We start from the raw sequence: 23,303 nt of genomic DNA, 5'->3' as shown, positions 1-23,303 counted from the left end.
GCGCGGTACCGGCGGCCGGGCACCCCAGCGCCAGCCACGGGCCACCTCGCGCAGACCGACCCCGACTGGGCGGGCCGGGCGGGACGCCATCACCGCACGTCCGCGATGACGTGCGGTGGAGAGTGCAGATACGTCATGGATGGATCGCGGCCCACCGTGCCCGACACCATCTCCAAGGCGTCCGCCAAGGTGGAGGCGGCCCGGAAACCCATCCGCGCGCAGGCGGCCCGGTCACCGCCGACCCACACGACATCCTCCAGGTGGTCCATGGCGTGCGCACCCCAGTACCACATGTAGAACGGATGCACGCCGTGGTAAGCGTGCGATGTGCGGTACAGGTGGGTATACCAGGGGTCGGTCGCGTACTGTTTCTCGAAGGTGGCCTCAATGGTCGCCGGGTCGGTGGACTCGGCGAGAACCTCCTCGAAGAAGTCCACATACGACGGATGGTGCAGCTGGGAGAACTCCGGCGTCACCGGATGGTAGAGAATCATCGCTCCGCCGCGCCGAACCAGCGGTTGTCCCCGGTACATGTTGAAGAAGTAACCGAGCCCGAGGCACATCGCGAGGATCGGGTTCATCACCGAGTTCACGTTGTACGGCCCCAGATAGGGCAGGCCCACGACCAGCACGTCGCTCTGCCCGTTGACCTCGACGAGCTGCTGGCGGTGCACATTCGCGATCGTCTTGGCGTGCACGGCCTCGGTCTCGCCGGCGTGCACGCCGGTCACCCCGTAGTCGGCTACGAGATCGTGGAAGAGCTTGCGGCGGGACCGCACCGGCATGGCCGCGAGCCCCCGCGACATTCCGAACGCCATCGCCTGGTCGCGCACGGACCATTCCCATTCCCGCTTCATCAGAAAGCCGTAACGGGACGGGAACGACGCGTTGTTCACGGTCGTCTCCACCGTGAAGATCTTCAGGTGGTCGGCCAGCATCCGACCCATCCGCCATGCCGAGGAATGCATGGCGGAGCGGGTGTGGTCCATGAACGAACGCGAGTGCACCATTGTATGACTGTTGTGATGGTGGCGCAGGCTGTTGTAGGACGCGAGCCCGATCGGCACCGACTTGTGGCCACCGTCCATCGCCACCATGTTGATGTTGACGTAGACCAGCAGGTCGGACTCGGCGGCCCGCCGGTTGATCTCGACGTCCTCGCCGTTCTCGGTCAGGCCGATGTGGGTCAGGTTGTCCCTGTCCTCGGCGTCGTGGTTGTAGAGGTTGTTCGGCCAGAACGAGCGGAACACCCGCTCCCCGACGGCCCGTTCGATCTCGGCGGCGGTCATCCGGCGATGCAGCGCGTTCGCCACGATGAGTACCACGTCGTCCACACCGACCTGCGCCGCGATCGTCAGCACCTGCTCGATCACCCGCTGGCGGATGTCGGGCCGGCGCATCGGCGGCAGCGGGAGCGACAGGTCGTCGAAGGCGATCGTCAGACGCATCCCCGGCCGAAGCAACGCCCGCAGCGGCTCGCTGTTCTCGGGCTCGGCCAACGCCCGGCTGATCGCCGCGTCCACGTCAGCCAGCTCCGGCAGCGACTCCGGCGGGTAGAGCACCCGGGTGCCGAGCGGGAAGCGTTCCAGCCCGAACCCCTCACCCTGGTGTACGAGAAGCGGAGGAGTCCGCTCATCGACCTCGAGCACGAACCCCGGTCTCACCTGTGCGATCCCCTAACACGCGGTTGCGGCCGGGCGACACTGCCGTCGCCAGCCGCCATCCAGTGAACGTCGTAGTGAACGTCCCAGTGAACAGATCTCACCCTTGCCCCATCACACCGCGCCCCATCACGCCGCCGTCAGGTCGAAGGCGACCTTGACCGCGCCGAGACGCCCTGCGCCGAGCGCGTGGTCCAACGCGTCCCGCCAACGGTCCAACGGGTAGGTCGCCGACACAACCCCGTCCAGCGGGGCAGTTGCCGCGAGCTCCAGTGCCCGGACGAAGTCCGGACGATCCGACGCCGGGTCCTCCGGCCGCTGCGCGGGTCCGTCCGCGGACCCGTCCGCGGGCCGGGGTCGACCGACGCTGGAGGCGTAGGTACCCACCAGCTCCAGTTCCCGGAACCACAGCGGGGTCAGATCGACCGAACCGGTGGGAACCCCCGACAGCACCACCCGCCCACCGGCACGGGTGACGCGCAGCGCCGTCGACAGCGACGAAGCGCTGCCGGCGCAGTCGATCGCGACGTCCACACCGCCGAGCAGATACGGCGGCCCGACGTCCGGCTCCAGTTTGAGCGCGCGGGTACCGCGGCGCACGCCGCCGACCGCGGACGCAGGGGGCAGAATCTCATCCGCTCCGAACCGCCGCGCCAGCTCCACCTGATGACGGTGCTTGGCCACGACCGTGACCAGGCCGGCCCTGGTGTAGGCGCGCAGCGCCAGCAAGGTCAACAACCCCACCGAACCGGCGCCGATGATCAGAACCCGATCGCCGTCGGCGACCCGGGCCCGCAGCGCGGTGTGCACGGCGCACGCAAGCGGCTCGACCAGTACCGCCCGCTCGTCGGGCAGGTCCGCCGGCACCGGGTACAGCTGCGAACGGTGGGCGACCAGCGCCCGGCTCCACCCGCCGCCGGTCTGCGCACAGGAGCCGGTCTGCAGCCCGGGGGACAGGTGACCGGAGGTGACCCGATCGCAGCGGCTGGTGTGTCCGGCGGCGCAGCCGGCACAGGCCGCGACGCCCCGGGCCGCGCAGCCCAGGACCGGGTCGAGTACCACCCTGCTGCCGGCCGGCAACTCGGTGCCGTCCTCAAGGGTCACATCCGTCTGGGTGTCGGCCACGATCTCATGCCCGGGGACGAAGGGCATGGACACCAGGGACGTGAAGTAGAACGACGACTGGCCGGTGACGGTGGCGAGGTCCGAACCGCAGATCCCCGACAGCCGTGGACGGATCGTGACCCATCCCTCGCCCGGCAGGGCCGGGACGGGCCCGTCGGTCAACCGCAGCGGCGCCGTCGTCGCGGCCGCGGCGCCGGCCAGGGCGGGCAGCCGACCCGACACCGCCCGGGTGGCCAGGTAGCGGGGCATGGAACGGTACAGCTCCAACGCGCGGCTCACCGGTCGGCTCCCAGCCGTGATGTGCGGACGCGAACCGGGCCGCCCGCGGACGAGCCGCCGACGCCGGCATGAGCTGCGCCGGCATGAGCGTTGCGCTCACGCCGGCTGCCGACCACTGCACGTGGTTCGCCACGGGTCGAGGCCCACTCCTCGATCGGCCAGCCGGATCGGCGGGCCACCCGGTACAGCGGCAGGTCCGGATTGACCGCGACCGGGTTGCCGACGGCACGCAACATCGGCAGGTCCGACTGGCTGTCCGCATATGCCCAGGATGCCGACAGATCCGCTCCCACTCGCTTGGCATAGTGGTCCAGCCAGGCGGCCCGGGAGTCACCGACCAGCGGTGCCGAGACCAGACGGCCGGTGGCGCGCCCGTCCGTCCCGACTGCGAGCCGGGTGGCGACGACCTCGTCGAACAGCGGTGCCAGCGGACGGGTGAGGACCTCGACCGCGCCGGTCAGCAGGACGGTCCGGTGCCCGGCGTCCCGGTGTTCGCGGATCCGGCGGATCGCTCCCGCCTTCACCCGGCGCAGCAGGATGTCACCGGCGACCTCGTCGACGAGGCGGGCGAGCTCGTCAGGGTCTGCGCCGGCATAGCGCGTGTACACCGCCCGGATGAGATGTCCCCGGTCGCGCCGCTCAGCCCGCACATATCCGGGCAGCGCGCGGGCGAGCTGGGCGAGTTCGCGTCCGCGCGCCGCGAGGCTCTGGTCGGTCAGGCGCAGCCACAGATACGACTCGACCACGGTCGAGGACACCAGCGTCCCGTCCAGATCGAACACCGCGAGCGTGTCCGGGCCGCCGACAAGGGCGTGCGACGCCCGCCGGGCCGCGGCCGCGGGCTTGTCCGGACCGCGGAAAGTCGAGGTGACGCTCGGAAAGTGGATCTCTTGTAGATAGGTGCGCCAGTCGTAGCAGGCCGGATCGAAGCCGAACCGTTCGGCGTCGCCCGGGTCGAGGCTCTGGGCCAGCGCGCGGGTCGCGTCGTCGACGTAGACCAGCTCCGCCTTGGTATAGGAACGGTAGAGGTCCTGGTAGCGCCGTAGGAACGCCAGCCGCTCATCGAGCTGCTCCAGGTCCCGGGCGGCCTGACGGACCCGGTCCGAGCGCGGAGCGTACCCGAGCGCCTTTCCCGCGATCTCCGCGAAACGCTCGCCGCGCCGCAGTTGGCTCTCGACCGTGGCGGCCCCGGCGAAACGCCAGTCGGCGGCGGCGATGGCGCCACGACCGGGCTTGGTCAACGGGTGGCGCCCGAAGTATTCGCGGACATTCTCATAAAGGTCACGAAACAACAGCGGATTACGGAAACCCGAACACACGGTGTAATAAGCCGGGGTCGATGCCGGCGGCGTCGCCGCGGTCGCAGCCAAGATCGCATTGACGACCAGATCGACGGGGATGATGTCGATGATCCCGTCCGGAGAGGCGGGGAAATCCGGCAGCTCCCCACGGCCGTAGGCGAGGATCAGCGGCTCGGCCATCTTGAAGCCCTCGATCCAGCCCGGGAACGGGCGGGCCAACGCGCTCTCGATGATGGACGGACGCATGATGGTCAGCGGCAGTCCGTCACGTTCGGCTTCCAGATAACGCTCGGCGAGGGCCTTGGTGAACGTGTAGCAGTCCGTCCAGCCCAGAACCCGGGCCCGCTCGCCGCCCGCGTCGACGAGCCGGCGCTCCACCCACCTGCGGCGGCGGCGTTCGGCTTCCCGGGAGACCGTCTGCGCGCCGGCCCGGATGTGTTCGGCCTCGGCCTCGGCCCGGAACCGGCGCAGCTCCGCCGGGGTCCGCGAGGCGTCCTCGGCCGCGAGCCGGGCTCGCTGCGCGGCGGCCTGCTCGGCCCGCCAGTCGACGTTGTGCACGAGGCGGCCCTCAGCCACATGCCCCGATCGCAGCCCGGCCACGTATGCCGTGGAGATGTGCACCAGATGAGGTCTGGCACCGCTGTCTCCAATGGCCCGCAGCAGCTCCTGGACGCCCCCGAGGTTCGTGGCGAAACCCGTGTCGATCGGCGGGTCGAACGACACCTCGCCGGCACAGTGGACGACGACGTCGACATCCGCCGGAATGGCCGGGATCCGTTCGAGATCGCCTTCAAGGACCGTGATCCGGTCGCGTAGCACCTGCTCGACGCCGTCGGCACCCAGGCGCTCACGCCATGCGGCAAAGGCCGGCTTGGCCACGAGACTCCGCAGGCGGGCCTGCCCACTTCTGCCTGCGCGGGGACGGATGAGGACGACCACCCGGGTGTCGGGCAGGTCGGAAAGCAGCCGTTCCAGCAGTGCCTCGCCCACGAAACCGGTCGCTCCCGTGACGAGGACACGCTTGCCCGCGAGCCGCTCGGCCAGCCCCACGCCTCACCTCTTCCGTAATGAACACCGGTGGGCCACAGTAAGGGACGTCGGTGTCCAGGGCCGAAGCCGCCTCGTGCCCAGGTAGTTGCATCCAACCAGGCAACACCGATGGTCACGTACTACCTACCGTTGGACATCGCACGAGGTTCGTTCCACGGACCCCGCGACGTCCAACGGCCGGCCACGGATCGGGGGAGGACGAGGGCGCGGCGCGTCGATCATCGGCGAGCTGCGTACGCTCCTGATCGTGTTGGAAGACCTTGACCGCGAGATCGTCCGTCTGCTGTGCCGGGACGGTCGGATGAGCTACACCGATCTGGGCCGGGCCACCGGTCTGTCCGTGTCCGCGGTTCACCAGCGGGTGCGACGGCTTGAGCAACGGGGCGTGATCACCTCTTACGCGGCCCTGATCGACACCTCCCAGGTCGGGCTCCCGCTCACCGCATTCATCTCCATCAAACCGATCGACCCGAGCCAGCCGGACGACGCACCCGACCGCCTGCGCCGCCTGGACGCGATCGAGGCATGCCACAGCGTGGCCGGCGAGGAGAGCTATCTGCTCAAGGTCCGGGTCGCTGGTCCGGGCAACCTTGAGGGCCTGCTGCAGGAGATCCGCGCCGCGGCGAACGTCTCCACCCGCACCATGGTCGTCCTGTCCACCCCGTACGAGGCCCGGCCACCCGCGCTGTAACACCCGGCCAAAGGCCGCGAGAGTGGCCACCCGACCCACGGCCTCACAGGTCGCAGGCGACCACAACGAGTTCACAGCGGGCAGACTGGCATCCGTGACCGACATGTCGTCGAACCCAGGTGCAGTCGGGGGGCCGCGGCCGGCCCGGGGATCTGGAGGGCCAACGGGCGCCCAACGATCGTCAGATCGCGCGCCCGCAGGCCGCAGTCCCCGAAGCGCAGATGGTAACCGCGTCCTCTATCGCGGTGGCCGGGTGCACAGCCCGGCCACGCCGTTCGCGACCGCGATGCTGGTCGACCACGACATGGTCGCCTGGGTCGGCTCGGCCGCGGCCGCCGAGGCGATGACCCTCGACGAGACCGTCGAGGAGATCGTGGAGCTCGACGATGCCCTGGTCACCCCCGCATTCGTGGACGCCCACGTGCACATGACCGCGACCGGACTCGCGCTCGACGGTCTCGACCTGAGCTCAGCGCGATCCCTGGCGGCCGCGCTGGACCAGCTCGCCGACCATGTCAGGCGGCATCCCGCGACCACGGTGCTCGGCACCGGCTGGGATGACACGGCCTGGCCGGAAGACCGCCCGCCCAGCGCCGCCGAGCTCGACCGGGCGGCCGCAGGAGCGTCGGTCTACCTCGCCCGCATCGACGGCCACCGCGCCGTCGTGTCCTCAGCGCTGGCGGACCGCTGTGGCGCCGCCGGCGTGTCGGGATGGCTCGGCGATGGCCACTGCCAGGGCGAAGCCCACCACGTTGCCCGCAGCGCCGCGTACGACAGCGTGTCCGCCCGGCAGCGGCGGGCCGCCCAGCGGCGCGTGCGCGCCCACGCCGCCGCGCTGGGCATCGCGGCGCTGCACGAGATGGCGGGGCCGGAGGTCTCCAGCGCCGACGACCTGAGCAACCTGCTCGCGCTCGCGTCCGCCGAGGCGGGCCCCGCCATCTACGGATACTGGGCCGGGGACGTCGAAACCGCGGTGGCGCTCGGGGCCGGGCTCGGCGGCGACCTGTTCGTCGACGGCTCGCTGGGATCACACACCGCGGCGTTGCGGGTCGCATACACCGACGCACCCGGCGACCACGGCGTGGCGCAGCTGGATGCGGACGCGGTGTACGAGGTGGTGGTCCGGGCCAGTGAGGCGGGTCTGCAGGCCGGCTTCCACGCCATCGGCGACGCGGCCCTCGACATCGTCCTGGACGGTTGTGAACGAGCGGCCGACAAGGTCGGGTTGTCCCTGGTCCTGGCCGCACGCCACCGCGTCGAACACTGCGAGATGGCCGACGTCACCCAGATCGCCCGGATGGCCCGCCTCGGCCTGGTAGCCGGCGTGCAGCCCGCGTTCGACGCCTGTTGGGGGGGTCCGGACGGGATGTACACACGGCGGCTGGGAGCCGACCGCGCCCGGGCGATGAACCCGTTGGCGGCGATGGCCGCCGCCGGAGTCGTCCTGGCGCTGTCCTCGGATGCTCCGGTGACCCCGCTGGACCCGTGGGGTGGTGTGCGCGCCGCGGTCGCACACCACACGCCGGCCTCCGCGCTCAGCGCCCGGGCGGCCTTCTCGGCCGCGACGAGAGGCGGCTGGCGAGCGGCCCGCGCGGACGGTGACGGCAGCGGGGTTCTCACGCCCGGCGCGCCGGCGACGTTCGCTGTGTGGCAGGTAGCGGGGGAGCTGGTCGTCCAGGTGCCCGACGACCGGGTCACGGCATGGTCGACCGATCCACGAGCGGGCATAGCGGGGCTCCCCGACCTTGACGGCCCGGACCCGACATGTCTGCGCACGGTCGTGCGCGGCACGGTCGTCCACGATCTGTTGGCCCGGACGGGGTGACCTCACCCGGAACCGGGATGGCCCCACCTGGATGATCGCAAGCCGACAACCCGGGCGCCGACAGTAAGGACTTCGGCAGCAGGGACTTCGAAGAGCCCCGGACCGTCCTTCGGACCGATCCCCGGCGCGCCGGATGCGGGCAGGGGATCGTTGTCTAGGGGACGACCGGGACCCTTCGGGCTGCCTTACAGCTCCCCCTTCGCCGGCGGTGACGAACTTCCTGTCCGACCCCACCGCCGACCGGGCCTGGTACCGGGTGGTCGTCGGACGCACCTGCGCCCGACGACCACCGGCCGGTCTGCCGACAGGGAAGGCGCTGACGCAGCCGCCTCACGAGTGGACGACATGGACCGTACCCGCCCCGACTCCGCTGGTGTCAACCGGGCGTTCCATCTGCGTCTATTTCCTGTTTCCCCAGGTCGGCGACCTCTCCGCTGCGAACGGCGGTTGCGCTGGTGCTGTTGGCGACCTGGGCGTGTCGCGGTCTGGACACGGTCGTCCTCATCGCAGACAGAACAACTCCACAACTAATTAACTACTCAGCGCGATAACCGGGCCTTCGTTGACCACTGTTTGCCCACTATCCGCAACGCCTGGCTACTTACCTCAATCCGGCCACGGCGGCGGCGCATGAGATGTGAAGACACGTAGAGCACATGTTTGCATGCTGTGCGTAGTAGCGTCGGTGCCTGTTCCAGCCGGATCCGATCCGCGGGACGCCGGATTCCCGATACCCGGGATTACGGGTACCCGTAGTTCTGCGGGTACCCGAGGTTCTGCGTGTATGGGATTCCGCCGGCCCGAATGCTCGATCACCTCGCGTGACCCAGGAGCAGTCATGACCATCACGGACATCACCTGCGGTGGCACCACCCACTCCAACGCGACCCGTGGCGCCCCCGCCCGCCGCCGCGGCGCCCGCCACAAGAAAAAGCCCGACCATACCCGGAGGACGCCGATGACCTGGCTGGCCCTGTTGGCCGCGATAGCCTGTGACGTGGCAGCCACCTATGCGCTGGCCGCGTCCCACGGATTCCGCAACCTGATGCCCTCGATGCTTGCCGTGGTCGGATTTCTCCTGACCACCTACCTGTTCGCGATCGCGCTCACCGGGTTGGGCCCGAGTATTTCCTATGCGGCTTTCGGCGCACTTGGCACCGCGTCGGTCGCCGTCATCGGCATTGTCATAGGTACGGAAACCGCAAACTGGATCAAAATCGGATCCCTCACTCTGATCATCATCGGCGTGGCGCTGTTGCCACTTGCCGACCGCCGGGATGCCGTAGGTCACCACGGGACCGACCCCGGACAACCGGCTCCCCAACGCGCGGGCACCGCCCATCCAGGGACCGGGACCGGGACCGGGACCGGCTAACACGATCGCGGGTGGGCAATCCGCCGACCCGGTCGATCCCCGGCGCAGCGGTGACCGACACTGGGACTGTGACAGCCCAGGACATGCCGACCGCGGGTCGCACCGGCGAAGGCTCACCGCTGATGCGTACGGCCGGCGCCCGGGCCCGCCGCCTGACCCGGCCGGCGCTCGCCGTCGCGGCCGGAATCGCGCTGTACCTCGCATTCCCCCCGGTGGGGCTCTGGCCGCTGGCGCCGGTCGCGGTAGCCGCCATCACCCTGCTGGTACGCGGCGTGCCGCTGGCGCGCTCGGCCGGTCTGGGCATGCTGTTCGGCCTCGCTTTCATGCTGTCGATGCTGCGGTTTGTCATCTTCGTCGGGGTTGACGGCTGGGTCGTGCTCTCGGTCGGCGAAGCCGCCCTGCTCGCGTTGGTGGCGCCCGCGACGACGCTGGTCACTCGCGTGCGTGGCTGGCCGTTGTGGGTCGCCGCGGTGTGGGTCGGCCAGGAAGCGCTGCGTGGACGCGCACCGTTCGGCGGGTTCCCGTGGGGAAAGCTGGCCTTCAGCCAGGGGGATACACCACTGACACCCCTGGCGGCGCTCGGCGGCTCCCCGCTGGTGACCGCCGCCGTTGCCGGCTGCGGGGCGCTGCTGGCCGCCGCCGTTCTCGCCCTGGGCCCGCTCGGCACATCCATGGTGGCTGCCAGGCGCGTCCAGGCGGGACGGCGGGCCATCACCGCGCCCCTTGGCCTGCTGCTGCTCCGGGGACTGCGGCCTGCGGGCGCGCGATCTGACGATCGTCGCGCGCCCTTTGGCCTGCTGGGCGCCGCCGTAGCCGTGGCGCTGCTCGGGCTCGCCGTACCGCTGCCCAGCGCCGCACAGGTCGGCACGGCACAGGTCGCGGCCGTCCAGGGCAACGTCCCGCGGTCCGGTGGCCTGGACGCACTCGGACGCATGTTCCAGGTCACCGCCAACCACGTGGCAGCGACCGAACGCCTCGGGGCAGATGTCACGGCCGGGCGCACCCCGCGTCCGAACCTCGTCCTGTGGCCGGAGAACGCCTCCGACGTCGACCCGTTCGCGGACGCCCGCGCCGCCGCCATGCTCGACCGTGCGGCCCGGGCAGTGGGCGCTCCCATCCTCGTCGGCGCGGTCCTCGACGGGCCGGGGAGGGGAAAGGTGCGCAACGCGGGTCTGGGGTGGGACGCCGACGGCTGGACCGGCCAGATATACGTCAAACAGCATCCGGTGCCGTTCGCGGAGTATCTGCCGGGCCGGACCGTCCTGGAAAAGCTCGTCAAGCGGTTCGCCACCGAAATGCCCAACGACTTCGTGCACGGCAACGGCGTCGGAACGGTCACCATCGGCGGAGTCACGATCGGCGACGTCATCTGCTTCGAAGTGGCCTATGACGGTCTTGTTCGCGATGCCGTCAACACGGGTGCGCGGCTACTGGTGGTACAGACCAACAACGCCTCGTTCGGGCGCAAAGGCGAAAGCGAGCAACAGTTGGCGATGACACGACTACGAGCGGTGGAACACGGGCGAGCCGCCGTCCAAGTGTCCACCAGCGGTCAGAGCGCGATCATCGCACCTGACGGCCGGATCGTCGCAGAGTCCGGCCTGTACGAGACCGCCGTCCTGACCGCCTCGCTCCCGCTGCGCACGAGCCGAACGCTCGCCGACCGCGTCGGCGTCGCCCCGGAGATGCTGCTGGTGATTCTTGGACTACTCGCTGTAGCGTTCGGCCTGCGGGCGGGGCAGCCTTCCCGTGGGCAGGGGGGCCCAGACGGCGACGCCACCGGCGACACCGCTGATGACACCGACACCGCTGATGACGCCGACACCGCTGGCGACACCGAAAGGAGACGCGTGGACGACGAGCGCGTTCTCGTGTGTGTTCCGACCTACAACGAGCGGGAGAGCCTTCACAACACGGTCATGCGGCTACGCGCGGCCAACCCGGACGTGGACCTTCTGATCATCGACGACGCGAGTCCCGACGGCACCGGGGAGATCGCCGATGGGATCGCAGCGGCCGATCCGCGCGTTCACGTGCTCCACCGCGACGCCAAGAACGGCCTCGGCGCAGCCTATGTGGCCGGTTTCGACTGGGGACTGCGCCACGGCTACGACGTCCTGGTCGAAATGGACGCTGACGGCTCCCACCAGCCCGAGGAACTCCCGCGGCTGCTCGCCGCCCTGCGAGACGCCGATCTGGTGATCGGTTCCCGGTGGGTCACCGGGGGAGAGGTACGCAACTGGCCGCGTTCACGCCTGCTGCTCTCACGCGGAGCCAACGTCTACGTGCGGGCCGTCCTCGGAATGCCGCTGGCGGACGCGACCGCCGGCTTCCGGGCGTACCGGGCACCGGTTCTGCAAAGCCGCGATCTTGGGCAGGTGGCATCACAGGGGTACTGTTTCCAGGTAGACCTCACCTGGCAGGCCTGGCGATCGGGGTTCCGGATTCTGGAGGTTCCGATCACTTTTGTCGAACGCGAACACGGACGATCGAAGATGAACCGCGCGATCGTGACGGAAGCTCTGTGGCGGGTAACCTGGTGGGCTCTGACGACCCGTCACGGCCGGCCGGCCGCGCCCGGCGAGCGCCACCGCTTGGCCAGTGCGGATACCGGCTACGTTCCCGCTGCGCGCGCAGACGGCGCGGGCCACTCCGACCGCTCAACGACGGGCGTGTCTCCGTGAGCCGTGTCCTCGTAAGCCGTGTCCTCGTGAACAGGCCCCCTGCGAACAGGGCGAACATGGGTGTGGCCGGCCGGCGGACCCGGTCGGCCACATCATCTGTCGACTACTGCTGCCGCCGCCGCGAAGGTCGCGTCAGGCGGAGCGGCGGTCCTGACCGGTGCCCCGCAGAACGGCAAGTCGCTCGGCCAGGACCTCTTCGAGGTCGTCGGTGGTACGCCGCTCCATGAGCATGTCCCAATGGGTGCGCGGGGGCTTGCTCTTCTTCGGCTCCGGGACCTCGCCGTTGACGATGACCGACCCGGCACCACAGACACGGCACTCCCAGACCGCCGGGACCTCGGCCTCGGCGGCGAAGGGCATGGTGAACTGGTGGCCGTTCGGGCAGTCGTAGGACGCGGTCTGGCGTGGCGCGAGTTCAGTGCTGCGATCCGTCTCGTAGGACACCGCACCTAGCCGGCTGCCTCGCAGGATGCGCTCGCCCATAAAAAACCCTCCCGAGCGTCGGTACCAGTGAGGAACTCAGAATCACCAACGCACAGACCCTGTTCGACGTTCCCACGACGACAAGGCGGGTAACGAGATCGTGCTCACACTACGTAGAAGAACGATCGCCGTGACGCCGATTTCCGCCACGCACAGTCCGCGTGTGGCACTGCTTGGCGTCACACGGTGCGCGATCGGTGTCGGCTTGCTGACACGTCCGGCCGGATTCGCGCGAATCGCTGGGATAGACCGGGTAACCGCCGAACGGACGGCATGGATAACACGAGTGGCGGCCGTCCGTGATCTGGCCCTCGGCGCCGGGTTGCTCACGGCGTCCACCCGAGGGGAACCCGAACAGATTCGGACCTGGTTGTGGGCGGGAATGCTCGTCGACGCGGCCGACGCGGCCCTGTTGGTCGCCGCAGGGGCACGCCATCAGGTCGCTCCGCTGTCGGCGGCGGTCGCGGTGGCGGCAGCCGCGTGTGGTCTGGCGGGCGCAGGTCCGGTTGCCGTGGCAGCGTCCCGGAACAAAGCCGAAACATCAGACGTCACACATCGGGGGCCGCTACGCGCCGAAGGCCTCGGCGCGCCGGTCGGCGAAGCCTGACACCGATGACAGGGAGGGCACCGTGACAGCGGAGCAGGTCGTGAAGACCGACGAGGAGTGGCGCCGGGAGCTTTCGCCGGAGCGGTACGCCGTGCTGCGTGACGCGGCGACCGAACCACCCTTCACCGGCGCATACACCTACAGCAAGGAAACGGGAATCTACCGTTGCGGCGCCTGCGGCAACGCCTTGTTCGACTCGTCCACGAAGTACGAGTCCGGTTCGGGTTGGCCGAGTTTCTTCCAGCCGGCCGTGGCCGAGGCGGTGGAGCTGGTGGAGGACAGGTCGCACGGCATGATCCGGACCGAGGTGCGGTGCCGACGGTGTGGATCACATCTCGGACATGTGTTCGACGACGGTCCGGAACCGACCGGTCAGCGGTACTGCATGAACTCCCTCGCGCTTGATCTCGACGTGGCGCCCTGAGACCGCAACGCTGACGGGTCGTGGCGGGGCCGAGCACGCGCCGCCGCGATCCGGGCGCCTGCTCGGCCCTCCCCCCCCCCCGGGTGTCCAAAGCGCCGATAATCGACATTATGTCAAGTAGAAGGCACACAAGCCCCCCGCGGTTCCGCAGCGTCGGCCAACGACTGATCCGGTGAAAAGACCTCCGGACACCGCGGGGAAATCGGGCCGATGGTCCTGCGCCGGACAGGCGCCGTCCAAACGGGTGGAAACAGCCTTAAGCTCGTGTTAGGGCGCTGCCGGATGTGTGAGATAAATCGCTCCGCGCGGGCGGGAGTTCACCCGTGTGACTCGCGACACCCGACACGCTGGTTTATCAGGCGCACCATAATTGATATAGCGATCTGGGACGCCCGATCCGGACAGGTCCTACGAGCGGCACGCTAATCGCGGACCGCGGGAACGAGGAGTCCTCGATACCGGGGCGAGCTCATTTACTGAACACTGAACGTTGACAACGGCGGTGAACGTGACATCGGTGATCAACTGGTTGGACGCACGCGCTCGCGAACAACCGCGCCAGACATACCTCAGGGAGGCACACGGCAACCGTTCTATTACATACAGCGAGATGTTGGCTCTGGTCCACGGTTGGTGGGCCGATCTGGACGCGTGTGGCCCACCGGCCGGACGCCGGATCGCGATCGGCGTGTCCGACCCGCTCGACTTCGCGGTCGTCTTCCTGGCGACAATTACCAGCGGGCGGCACGCTGTACCGCTGGATCCGGACTCGCCGCCCGCGGAACTGGAGCGTGCCCTTCGACGTGCGCGGCCCGACCTGGTGGTGACCGATCGGTCACTACCGATTCCGGCCGAGGTGCGGCAGCTCAACCCGCGCCTGGCGGGTAACCGGCTCGAGGACGTCGGCCGACCGGCCGCCACCAATTTTGATCAATGTCAGGGGATGCGGGGCGGAGTCCTGCTGGCGGGTTCGGGAACAGCCGGACCCGCCACTCAGGTCTTTCTCGACATCGATCAGCTCTCGCACGTCGCCGCGACCGTCGCCCGCCACCACCAACTGGGCCACAGCGACATCGGCTACAACCCCCTGCCGCTGGTACACGTCAACACACAGGTGGTGGGGCTGCTTGCCACCTTGTGCAGCGGCGCGACCCTCGTTCTCGACCGCCGGTTCCGCCGCCGCGGCTTCTGGGGGATGATCGACAGACAGCGGGTGACCTGGATCAACGCCGTTCCGGCGATCCTGGCCCTACTGGCCATAGATCCACAGGTGGCCCGAGCCCATGACTGCCGCGTCCGGTTCGTGCGGTCCGCCGCGGCTCCCCTGCCCGTCGAGGTGTTACGGGCATTCGAGGCCGCAACCGGTATTCCCGTACTGGAAACATATGGCATGACCGAGGCCGGAAGCCTGATCACGGCCAATCCGCCGCATGGGACCCGCAAGCCGGGTTCGGTGGGCGTGCCGGTCGACAGCGAGGTCCGCGTCGTCGATGACAACGGCACGGTATGCCCGCCCGACATGGTCGGCACGGTGCAGGTCCGCGGGCCAGGGGTGATTCGCGCCTATGCGGGTCCGACCGGCCGCGACAGATTCACCCACGACGGTTGGCTCGACACCGGCGACATCGGTTTTCTCGACTCGGACGGCTATCTCTTCCTGTCCGGCCGCACCGACGACGTGATCAACCGTGGTGGTGAGAAGGTGTATCCTCGCGAGGTCGAGGCGATCCTGCTCGCCGACCCACGGGTGCGCCACGCCGCGGTCGTGAGCCGGCCGGACGCCGTTCTCGGCGAGGTGCCCGTCGCGCTCGTCGTACCGGTGGACATCCCGGACGCCACGTTGCGCTATGACCTGGCGGAACGCTGCGAGGAAGGCCTCGCCAAATTCAAACGGCCGACCAGCATCGAGATCGTCTCGGACCTTCCGGCCAGACCTGCCGACCTGAGCCGGCGGGAGCGTCGGGCCGGGCCGACCACGGGACACTCCCATGCGGCCGCCTGACGATCCGCGCCTCCCATCCACCCTCCCATCCGCGCCTCCCATCCACATCCCGGTCGCATCGACATCCCGATTGACCCGACACTGAATACCGATCATCGCTGTTTCGTCGCCACCGGTGTCCCGTCGGCTTGCTACGGTGCAGTCCGGTCGGCTGTACAGACCGGCCGTCGTCCATCCCGACCCGGACGGCGTCCGCGTGGGTATGGGCAACCTCATGGGGATGGGCAACCTTGGGAATCATCGACAGGTAAAAGGCAAAGAGGGTGCTATGGACGACGGGACACTCGCGGGATTCCTCGCCGACCTGGCTTCACCCGCGCCGGCGCCGGGTGGCGGAGCAGCCGCTGCTCTACAGGCCGCGCTGGGCGCGGCGCTGGTGAGCATGGTCTGCAATCTGACGATCGGAAAGCCCCGTTACGCCGCGCACGAGGCGACGATGCTCGCGGCTCGGACCGACGCAGACAAGGCCCGGGTCGAGGCGCTGGCGCTCGCCGACGCCGACGCCCGGGCGTTCGCGGCCGTCAGCGACGCCTACAAGCTGCCGAAAGACACCGACGGCGAACGTGCCGAACGCAGTCGGGCGATCCAGGCCGCGCTGGTCGGAGCGGCCGAGGTACCGCTGCGGACGGCGGCGGTGGCGGCGGACGTGGTGGGGCTGTGCGCGGCGATTGTCGACGGCGCAAACGTCAACGTCCTCAGCGACGTGGGGGTGGCTGCCGCGTGTGCACGCGCCGCGTTGGACAGCGCCGCGATCAATGTGCGGGTGAACACCGCGGCGATGACGGACGCGGTGAACCGGGACCGTGCCGCCGCCGTCCTCGCAGACCATCTGACGTCTGTGTCCGCAGCGGACGCAATCGTGCATATCGTCGGGGAGCGAATCGGATCATGAGATTGCTCGATGGGCGGTCCATAGCCGCCGAAGTCGGCCGGGGCGTGGTCGAGAACACCGAACGGCTGCGCCAGAAAGGGGTCGTGCCGACGTTGGCGGTGGTATTGCCGACAACCGACGCGGCCGCCCGATCCTACGTGAAGGTCATCGAGCGCGGCGCCGCCAAGGTGGGTGTGCGCTGCATGATCCACGAGCTCTCCGGTGACCGCGCGGAGCTCCTGGCTACGGTCGACCGGCTCGCTGCCGACGACGAGGTGCACGGTCTGATCGTGCAGACTCCCCTACCGTCCGGGCTGTCCGCCAGTGAGATCGGAACCCACATCCCACCGCACAAGGACGTGGACGGGATGAACCCGCTGAGCCTGGGCCGCCTGGCCCTCGGCCTGCCGGGCTTCGCCCCGGCCACCGCCGCCGCGGTCCTGGAGATCCTGCACCGGGGCGACATCAAGCTGGAGGGCACCCGGGTGGTGGTGATCGGACGCAGCCCGGTGGTCGGCAAGCCCGCGGCCCTGCTGCTGCTGGCCGAGGACGCAACCGTGACGGTCTGCCACTCCCGCACAACCGACCTGGTCTCGATCACACATGAGGCGGACGTCGTGGTCGCCGCGGTAGGCAGACCCAAAATGATCGGCAAGGGGTTCATCCGGCCTGGCGCCACTGTGATCGACGTTGGCACGAACGTCACCGAATCTGGCCTGGTCGGCGATGTGGATGCCGATGCGGTGGCATCGGTGGCGGGAGCGCTCACCCCCGTCCCGGGTGGCGTGGGACCGGTGACGACGATGTTGCTGCTGGCGAACACCACGAGCGCGGCCACCCGGTAGTTCGACACCGCCTCCACCGGCCACCCGCCTCACCGGCCACCCGCCACCGGACCCCGTGGCGCCCGTACCGCCCGTAGCGCGTTCAGGCGGTACGGGCGGCCGGTACCTGCGCCGCGAGACGAACGCGGTTCCGTCCGTCGGCCTTGGCCCGGTAGAGCGCCGCGTCGGCGGTCTCCAGCAGGACGGGTAGGTCCACCTCCGTGCCGCTGGCCGTGGCCACACCGACCGAGACGGTCACCGACACGATGACCGCGCCCGCGGACCGGCCATCGACGCGGCAGCGCATTCCAGCCACCTGGCGTCGGATCCGTTCCGCGGCATGGGCGGCGTTGTCCAGGTCGACCTCGCAGAGCAGGACGACGAACTCCTCACCGCCGAAGCGGCCGACCAGATCACGAGGGCGCGTGGCCGCCCGCAGGGCGTCGGCGACCGACGCGAGAACGACGTCGCCGGTCAGATGGCCGAACTGATCATTGACCCTCTTGAAATGGTCGATGTCCACAATGAGTACGGACATCGGCCGGCCCGCCCGCCGGACCCGGGCAGCCTCACGTTCGGCTACCTCACGCCAGTACGCCGGGCTGGCCAGCCTGGTCTTGGCGTCGGTACGCGCGGCCGCGAGCAGTTCCGCGTGCAGCAGACCGCGCTGGAGCAGGAGTGCCGGCGGGGTGGCCGCGAGCATGAGCAGCGGATGCGCGGTCCACAGCACCGCGATGACAATCGCGGAACACATCTCGGTGGCGGCGACCGTGAGCATCTCGCGGCCACCGCCCCCGAACGGGCGACCTACCGGAATCGAACGCACCATACTGGAACATACCGTACTAGAACCTACAGTATTAGAACGTACTGTATTAGAACGTACTGTATTAGAACGTACTGTATTAGAACCTACGGTATTGGAATGTGCCGGAACGGGATGCCTGCGCCGCAGCGTGCCGTGCAGAAGAACTCTGTTGATCACCGTGTAGGTGACGACAGCGAGAAACAACGCGCCGATGCGCCCGGCGGAACCGACCAGCGTTTCAATTCGGTATGGTCCCTGCGTTGGAGCAAGTGCGAGATGCACGATGGATGCGCAGAAACCGGACACGCCTAGAGCCGCCGCGTTGAAAAGCTGTTTGTACCGTGGCTGCGGGCCGATCCCGGCCCGGAAGAGGCAGTAGAGCGGGAGGTGCAGGACGGCCGCGTACACCGGTGGGAGGAGAAGCACGACGGGCAGCGTCCAGGTCGACAGCAGATCCCGGTGCGGCTCCTCTTCCCGGTGACCCGGCGCACCGAGATGTCGCGACGTCTCGATGGCCAGCCGGCCGAGGAGGACGAAGGCCCCGAACGCGAGCAGATCCGCGAATCGGAGGGGAAACTCGACGAGGCCCACCAGCGCGACCGCCAAACACAGAAGATCAACACTGATGACGTAACGGACCAGCAGCGGGGGAAGAGATCGGATCTCGAAGTCCGCAGTATGGCCGGCCAGCCATTCCCGCACACCTCGCAACGCCCGACTCCCGGCCCATCCGGAATGGGACGGCAGGCGGCCTTCGCGCCGATCGACGGATTCCGTTCCTACTGTTCCGACCGTTCCAACGACTTCGATCGTTTCAACGGTTTCAACCATTTTAGCCGAATCAACCGTTCCAAGAGGGTCAGCTGTTCCGGCAGAGTGCGTCATTCTCACGTGCGGAGGTAACGCAATGCGTGACATCATCTGGGGTTGACCTTCCTCGATCGCTCCGTCCCGGTTCGACCCGTCCCGGTCTATTACTCACAGTGCGCCCTTGGAAACAAAGAGTACGAAGGATCGACCCGCAACCGCAACCACTTTCGATGATGTCCCGACATGCAGGCCGTCGGGCGATGTGTGGGGGCGAACCGATCCGCACCACGCCCCCATCCCCTCGACAACCTGTTCGCGCAGGTCAGCGCGTGGATGAGCGAGTCGATCAACCGGTTGTGCGAGCGACCGCCTCGACCATCGCCGCGGTCAGAGCGGCCACGTCGGGACACGTCATGACGTACGGCGGCATCGCGTAGACGAGCCGGCCGAAGGGGCGGACCCAGACCCCCAGCTCCACCAGCAACGGCTGGATCACCCGCAGATCCACGGGTTCGCGGGTCTCGATCACCCCGATCGCGCCGAGCGTCCGGACGTCGGCGACACCGGCAAGCTCGCGAGCGGGCGCCAGCCCCTGTTCCAACCAGACTTGAAGATCACGAACACGCTGTCGCCACGGGCTCGCCGACAGCAGGTCGATACTGGCGTTCGCGACAGCCGCGGCCAACGGGTTACCCATGAACGTCGGCCCGTGCATGAACGCGCCCGCCTCGGACGCGCACACCCCACGTGCCACCTCATCCGTGCACACGGTCGCGGCCATCGACAGGTAGCCGCCGGTCATGGCCTTTCCCACACACATGATGTCCGGGCTGATCCCGGCGTGGTCGCAGCCGAACAGCTCCCCCGACCGACCGAAACCGGTGGCGATCTCGTCCGCAATCAGCAGGACGCCGTGGGCGTCGCACAGCTCACGCAGGCGAGTGAGCCAGCCGGGCGCGTAGAAGCGCATCGCCCCGGCTCCCTGAACGACCGGCTCGACGATCACAGCGGCGATCTCGTGCTGGTGCTGGTCGAGCAACCGGGCGATGTCGGCGACATCGTGCTCGGCGCAGGGTTCGTCGAAACGCGGTCGCGGTGCCGGCGCGAACAGGTGACGCGGGAGCAGGCCGGTGAACAGGTGATGCATGCCGGTGTCGGGGTCGCATACGGCCATGGCGCCGGATGTATCACCGTGGTACCCACGGCGGACGGTGAGCAGTCTCGTCCGCCCGGGCCGTCCGGTCCCCCGCGCGTACTGCAACGCCATCTTGATCGCCACCTCGACGGCGACCGACCCGGAGTCGCTGAAGAACACCTTTGCCAGCGGTGCCGGGGTGATCGCAACCAGAGTCTGCGCGAGCGTCACCGCGGGGGCGTGGGTGAGTCCTCCGAACATCACATGCGCCATGTCGTCAAGCTGGGCACGGATGGCCTGGTCGAGGACCGGGTGGGCGTATCCGTGAATCGCGGCCCACCACGACGACATCCCGTCGATCAGCTCCCGGCCGTCGGCCAGCCGCAGCCGCACCCCGGCCGCCGACGCCACCGGGAACACCGGCAGCGGGTCGGTCACCGACGCGTACGGATGCCACACATGCGCCCGGTCGCCGGCGAGCAGCTCCCCCACGTCGCTGTACCGGCCTGATCCCCACCCGCTGTGCCCCATACCGCATGTCTACCGCGCAGCACGACCGGCCCCGGTAGCCTGCACGAACCTGTCACACTGGAGGCACCGACGGCGGACAGAGGCGGTAGAGGACAGAGGCGGTAGAGCAGCCGGTCCGACGCTGCGATGTCGGTTCCGCTCCCCTACCCCGTCATGATCGATATCGGTGCACTCCTGGCAATCTGAGTGCCTGCTGCCTGCCTGCCGCCGGGAGCGGCGGCGTTTGTGGGGGTCGATACCCGGAAAGACCATCACCGGCAGCGGTATCGGTCTCGCCCGAGGAAGGTCACCGTGTTTCAACTGATCTGGATCGTGCTCACAGGTCTCGTCATCGGTCTGCTGGCCCGCCTCGTCGTCCGGGGCCCGCAGAAGATCCCTTTGTGGCTTACAGTAATCATCGGGATTATCGGCGCATTGGTTGGCAACATCATCGCCGGGGCGATCGGCGTCGCCCACACCGGTGGCGTCGACTGGATACGTCACATCCTGCAGGTCGGTGTAGCCGCCGGGCTCGTCGTCCTCATAACACCCGTGTGGATGAACCGACAGTCCCAGCACAGCGACAGTCGTTATTGACGCACGGTCCTTAGAGCGCCCGGCAATTGGGGACGCGGCGTCGCAGGGCTGGGGCACGCACCTCCCTTCGTTGTCGTCGGTCGGCACCCAACACCAGGGTGACTCCCTCCTCCGCATCGCGATCTACGTACTCCAGCCCTGTTCCTTGATCCACGCCCCTATTGCCGGGCGCTCTTATTGACCCAACCCGTTCACCAAGAACGCCATGCGATGACCGCATGCTGATGCTCCCCCGAGTCCGTCACCGCGGCTGCCGGAACGGGCGACCGCGGTGACGGTAGGGATGACGTCCGACGTCAGTCGGTCATTCGCAGTTGGGGAACTGCGCTCCCACGAGGTTGCAGTTCGTACCCGTCGACGGGTTACCGAACTGGTCGAAGTACCGGAGGTTCCAGGTATCTGAGGTCATTGGAGGAGTTGTCGCTCCGGGGATGAAGCGGAGTACCGCATAGCCGAACTCCGGACGCGTGACCAGGTGTCTGACCGGATAACCGTCGACATCCTTATTGATCATCTGGTTGTCCAACCAGGTCTGCTGGTCGAGCTCGGTACCTGACGAGCCCACGGTCACCTGGGGGGGACGGTGCGGTGAGGTTAGGCTCCCGAAGTCGAGCATCTGATACAGATGCACATGGCCTGAAAGCACCAGGTTGATTCTCGGATCCAGCTGATGCGCTGTGGTGTTCGTGATTGACGTTTCGAGGTTGTGGTCGACCCACTCGGGGTTGCCATGCGGGGTGACGCCATTGATCGTCCAGATCGGTGAATGACTGAGGAGAAAATTGTCGCCCTGCTGAACCAGACCGGCGTTCACCCGGTTGAATTCTGCAGTATATTCGTCGATTTTTTGTTGTGGTGTCTGGTTACAGTCGGCCATGGACTCCGCCGCGGCGCAGGATGAGTCGAGGAGCAGCAGGCCGAGGGCGCCGGCGTTGATCCGTACCGGCGGAGTGTAATACTGCGGAGGGAGGAGACTGCAGGCCGTCGCATTCAAGGTATCCGCCTGGTAGCGGAAATACACATTGCCCGAGCGGTTGCAGGTCTCGTGGTTGCCCCGAACGAACACGATCGGGGCCTGTGCCACCAGGTTTGCCGCCGGCTCAAAAAAGTCGGCGATCAGGCATCCCCAGGTGTGCGGGTTTCCCCCGGTTGCCGGGCCACACGTCGGCGTCTGTGCCTGCGACATGGAGAGATTCGACCGGTAGATGTAGTCACCCACGTGGATGACGAGATCAGGTGGAGTCGGCCTGGTCGCCGCGCTGTCGGCGACACCCCGCATCGGCCAGTACTGCGGCTCTGGTGTGCAGTTCTGCGCCGGCCCCGATACCGGCACCCGGCACCCGGTGTCACCGATCACCGCAATGTGAGCGGGACGCCCGGTAGTGGGCCACTTCGGCACCGGTACCGTCCCGTTCGCGGTGGGGCGGATCGTAACCGCGCCGGCCGTCGCAGGGTCGATCTGCGCGCCGGTGGTCCCTGGCGGGACTGGCAGAGTACACACGGTGGCCGTGCTGGGAAACGCCGCCGGAGTGCTGACGAATGCCTGCGACGGATGAGTCATCTGCTGCCTACCCCCTGGGGTGAACGTCACAAAGGGGCAGGCGCCGTTCACGGGCGTGACATAACGGATCTCGGCACCACGGTCGGTCAGCTGGGTCCACGCCCACGCCTCCTGGGGCACCGGGAGGCCTGGGCCCGGAGCTCCGTCCCAGTCGCCGTGGGTATCGCCCACATTGATGTCGAGGCCATCGTCATGGCCGGTATAGCCGGTGTCCTGCCCGGCCGGAAGGTCTGCGAGTGTGGCGCCACCGACCGCTTCCGCCGTCGGTGGGTACCCGTCTGCCCGGGCTGCGCCCCCGGCCGTGCCGAGTGCGGCGGTGACGAGCAGTACCCCGATGCCCGTCACCGCGATCCTTCTGTTCATGATCCTTTTGATCGCAACTCCCCAGCCTTTCCGTTTCCCGCGTCAGGGGGCACGCCGGCCACGATGGAAATTCATCCATCCTGCACCCCGGAAGGCGCCATACATACAGTAGATTGCCGACTTCGGAAGCCACTGTTTTCAGCGCGGGCGGCCGACCCATTTCAATAAACAACCTCCCGACGGGGTAGACGGTAGAGGGCGACGACCGTTCACCGCAAGCGGCGGACGGTGTCTCCGATTAGCGTGGAAACTACGTGATGAGAAAAACGGGAAAATCGTAGTCATATATCGGCCGCTATCGACCGCCGTTTCGGATT

General features: G+C 68.3%; 17 protein-coding genes. 10 read left to right on the top strand and 7 right to left on the bottom strand.

The window, feature by feature from the left end:
* Nucleotides 1–89: 89 nt before the first annotated feature.
* The 3 genes from U9983_RS09420 to U9983_RS09410 all read right to left on the bottom strand — a co-directional run bounded on the left by U9983_RS09420 (nt 90) and on the right by U9983_RS09410 (nt 5,416).
* The gene (locus U9983_RS09420; RefSeq protein WP_416210168.1) at nt 90–1,649 is read right to left on the bottom strand and encodes a lactate racemase domain-containing protein; all 1,560 of its coding nucleotides are present in this window, start codon (nt 1,647–1,649) and stop codon (nt 90–92) included.
* A gap of 141 nt (nt 1,650–1,790) precedes the next feature.
* Nucleotides 1,791–3,065, bottom strand: coding sequence for a zinc-dependent alcohol dehydrogenase (locus tag U9983_RS09415; RefSeq protein ID WP_322753631.1), 1,275 nt, complete (start codon nt 3,063–3,065; stop codon nt 1,791–1,793).
* Nucleotides 3,062–5,416 carry an HAD-IB family hydrolase gene (locus tag U9983_RS09410; RefSeq protein ID WP_322753630.1) on the bottom strand — a complete coding sequence of 785 codons (2,355 nt, stop codon included), beginning with the start codon at nt 5,414–5,416 and terminating at the stop codon, nt 3,062–3,064. The genes U9983_RS09415 and U9983_RS09410 overlap by 4 nt, the downstream gene beginning before the upstream one ends.
* A 250-nt stretch (nt 5,417–5,666) precedes the next feature.
* Between U9983_RS09410 and U9983_RS09405 the strand changes: the two genes are divergently transcribed.
* From U9983_RS09405 to lnt, 4 genes are all read left to right on the top strand, one after another.
* Nucleotides 5,667–6,107 carry an Lrp/AsnC family transcriptional regulator gene (locus U9983_RS09405; protein WP_322747803.1) on the top strand — a complete coding sequence of 147 codons (441 nt, stop codon included), beginning with the start codon at nt 5,667–5,669 and terminating at the stop codon, nt 6,105–6,107.
* A gap of 103 nt (nt 6,108–6,210) precedes the next feature.
* Nucleotides 6,211–7,932, top strand: a complete 1,722-nt coding sequence (locus tag U9983_RS09400) for an amidohydrolase (protein ID WP_416211328.1) — start codon at nt 6,211–6,213, stop codon at nt 7,930–7,932.
* Nucleotides 7,933–8,770: 838 nt separating this feature from the next.
* On the top strand, nt 8,771–9,307 hold the full coding sequence (locus U9983_RS09395; RefSeq protein WP_322753629.1) for a multidrug efflux SMR transporter: 537 nt from the start codon (nt 8,771–8,773) through the stop codon (nt 9,305–9,307).
* A gap of 11 nt (nt 9,308–9,318) precedes the next feature.
* A complete protein-coding gene (lnt, locus tag U9983_RS09390; RefSeq protein WP_322753628.1) occupies nt 9,319–11,991 on the top strand; it encodes an apolipoprotein N-acyltransferase in 2,673 nt (890 codons plus the stop codon).
* Between the two features lie 132 nt (nt 11,992–12,123).
* Here lnt and U9983_RS09385 read toward each other — a convergent pair whose 3' ends face one another.
* The gene (locus tag U9983_RS09385; protein ID WP_239310521.1) at nt 12,124–12,474 is read right to left on the bottom strand and encodes an RNA polymerase-binding protein RbpA; all 351 of its coding nucleotides are present in this window, start codon (nt 12,472–12,474) and stop codon (nt 12,124–12,126) included.
* A 100-nt stretch (nt 12,475–12,574) separates the two neighbouring features.
* On the opposite strand from U9983_RS09385, the gene U9983_RS09380 reads away from it, so the two are divergent.
* The 5 genes from U9983_RS09380 to U9983_RS09360 all read left to right on the top strand — a co-directional run bounded on the left by U9983_RS09380 (nt 12,575) and on the right by U9983_RS09360 (nt 17,223).
* Nucleotides 12,575–13,081 carry a DUF4267 domain-containing protein gene (locus U9983_RS09380; protein ID WP_322753627.1) on the top strand — a complete coding sequence of 169 codons (507 nt, stop codon included), beginning with the start codon at nt 12,575–12,577 and terminating at the stop codon, nt 13,079–13,081.
* Nucleotides 13,082–13,103: 22 nt separating this feature from the next.
* On the top strand, nt 13,104–13,505 hold the full coding sequence (msrB, locus tag U9983_RS09375) for a peptide-methionine (R)-S-oxide reductase MsrB (protein ID WP_322753626.1): 402 nt from the start codon (nt 13,104–13,106) through the stop codon (nt 13,503–13,505).
* Nucleotides 13,506–14,022: 517 nt separating this feature from the next.
* Nucleotides 14,023–15,507 (top strand): class I adenylate-forming enzyme family protein, encoded by a 1,485-nt coding sequence (locus tag U9983_RS09370; protein WP_322753625.1) that lies wholly within the window; start codon nt 14,023–14,025, stop codon nt 15,505–15,507.
* A gap of 268 nt (nt 15,508–15,775) precedes the next feature.
* Entirely contained in the window at nt 15,776–16,399 is a 624-nt protein-coding gene (locus U9983_RS09365) for a cyclodeaminase/cyclohydrolase family protein (RefSeq protein ID WP_322753624.1), read from the top strand.
* Complete coding sequence (locus tag U9983_RS09360) at nt 16,396–17,223, top strand: bifunctional 5,10-methylenetetrahydrofolate dehydrogenase/5,10-methenyltetrahydrofolate cyclohydrolase (protein WP_322753623.1); 828 nt, start codon at nt 16,396–16,398, stop codon at nt 17,221–17,223. Before U9983_RS09365 ends, U9983_RS09360 begins: the two co-directional genes overlap by 4 nt.
* An 82-nt stretch (nt 17,224–17,305) precedes the next feature.
* Here the strand turns inward: U9983_RS09360 and U9983_RS09355 are convergent, their stop codons facing one another.
* Together U9983_RS09355 and bioA are read right to left on the bottom strand one after the other, a co-directional pair.
* Nucleotides 17,306–18,712: a GGDEF domain-containing protein gene (locus tag U9983_RS09355; protein WP_322753633.1), complete on the bottom strand. Its 1,407-nt coding sequence runs from the start codon at nt 18,710–18,712 to the stop codon at nt 17,306–17,308.
* 454 nt (nt 18,713–19,166) lie between these two features.
* Nucleotides 19,167–20,486, bottom strand: coding sequence for an adenosylmethionine--8-amino-7-oxononanoate transaminase (bioA, locus tag U9983_RS09350; RefSeq protein ID WP_322753622.1), 1,320 nt, complete (start codon nt 20,484–20,486; stop codon nt 19,167–19,169).
* A gap of 291 nt (nt 20,487–20,777) precedes the next feature.
* Here bioA and U9983_RS09345 point away from each other — a divergent pair, with 291 nt between their 5' ends.
* Nucleotides 20,778–21,062 carry a GlsB/YeaQ/YmgE family stress response membrane protein gene (locus U9983_RS09345; RefSeq protein ID WP_322753621.1) on the top strand — a complete coding sequence of 95 codons (285 nt, stop codon included), beginning with the start codon at nt 20,778–20,780 and terminating at the stop codon, nt 21,060–21,062.
* Nucleotides 21,063–21,366: 304 nt separating this feature from the next.
* Here the strand turns inward: U9983_RS09345 and U9983_RS09340 are convergent, their stop codons facing one another.
* Complete coding sequence (locus U9983_RS09340) at nt 21,367–22,986, bottom strand: metallophosphoesterase (RefSeq protein WP_322753620.1); 1,620 nt, start codon at nt 22,984–22,986, stop codon at nt 21,367–21,369.
* Nucleotides 22,987–23,303: the final 317 nt, after the last annotated feature.

Origin of the sequence: Protofrankia sp. Cas3 (genome assembly GCF_963555955.1) — a bacterium.
In the GTDB taxonomy this organism is placed as follows: Bacteria; Actinomycetota; Actinomycetes; order Frankiales; family Frankiaceae; genus Protofrankia.
This window is presented reverse-complemented; position numbering and strand designations above follow the sequence as displayed.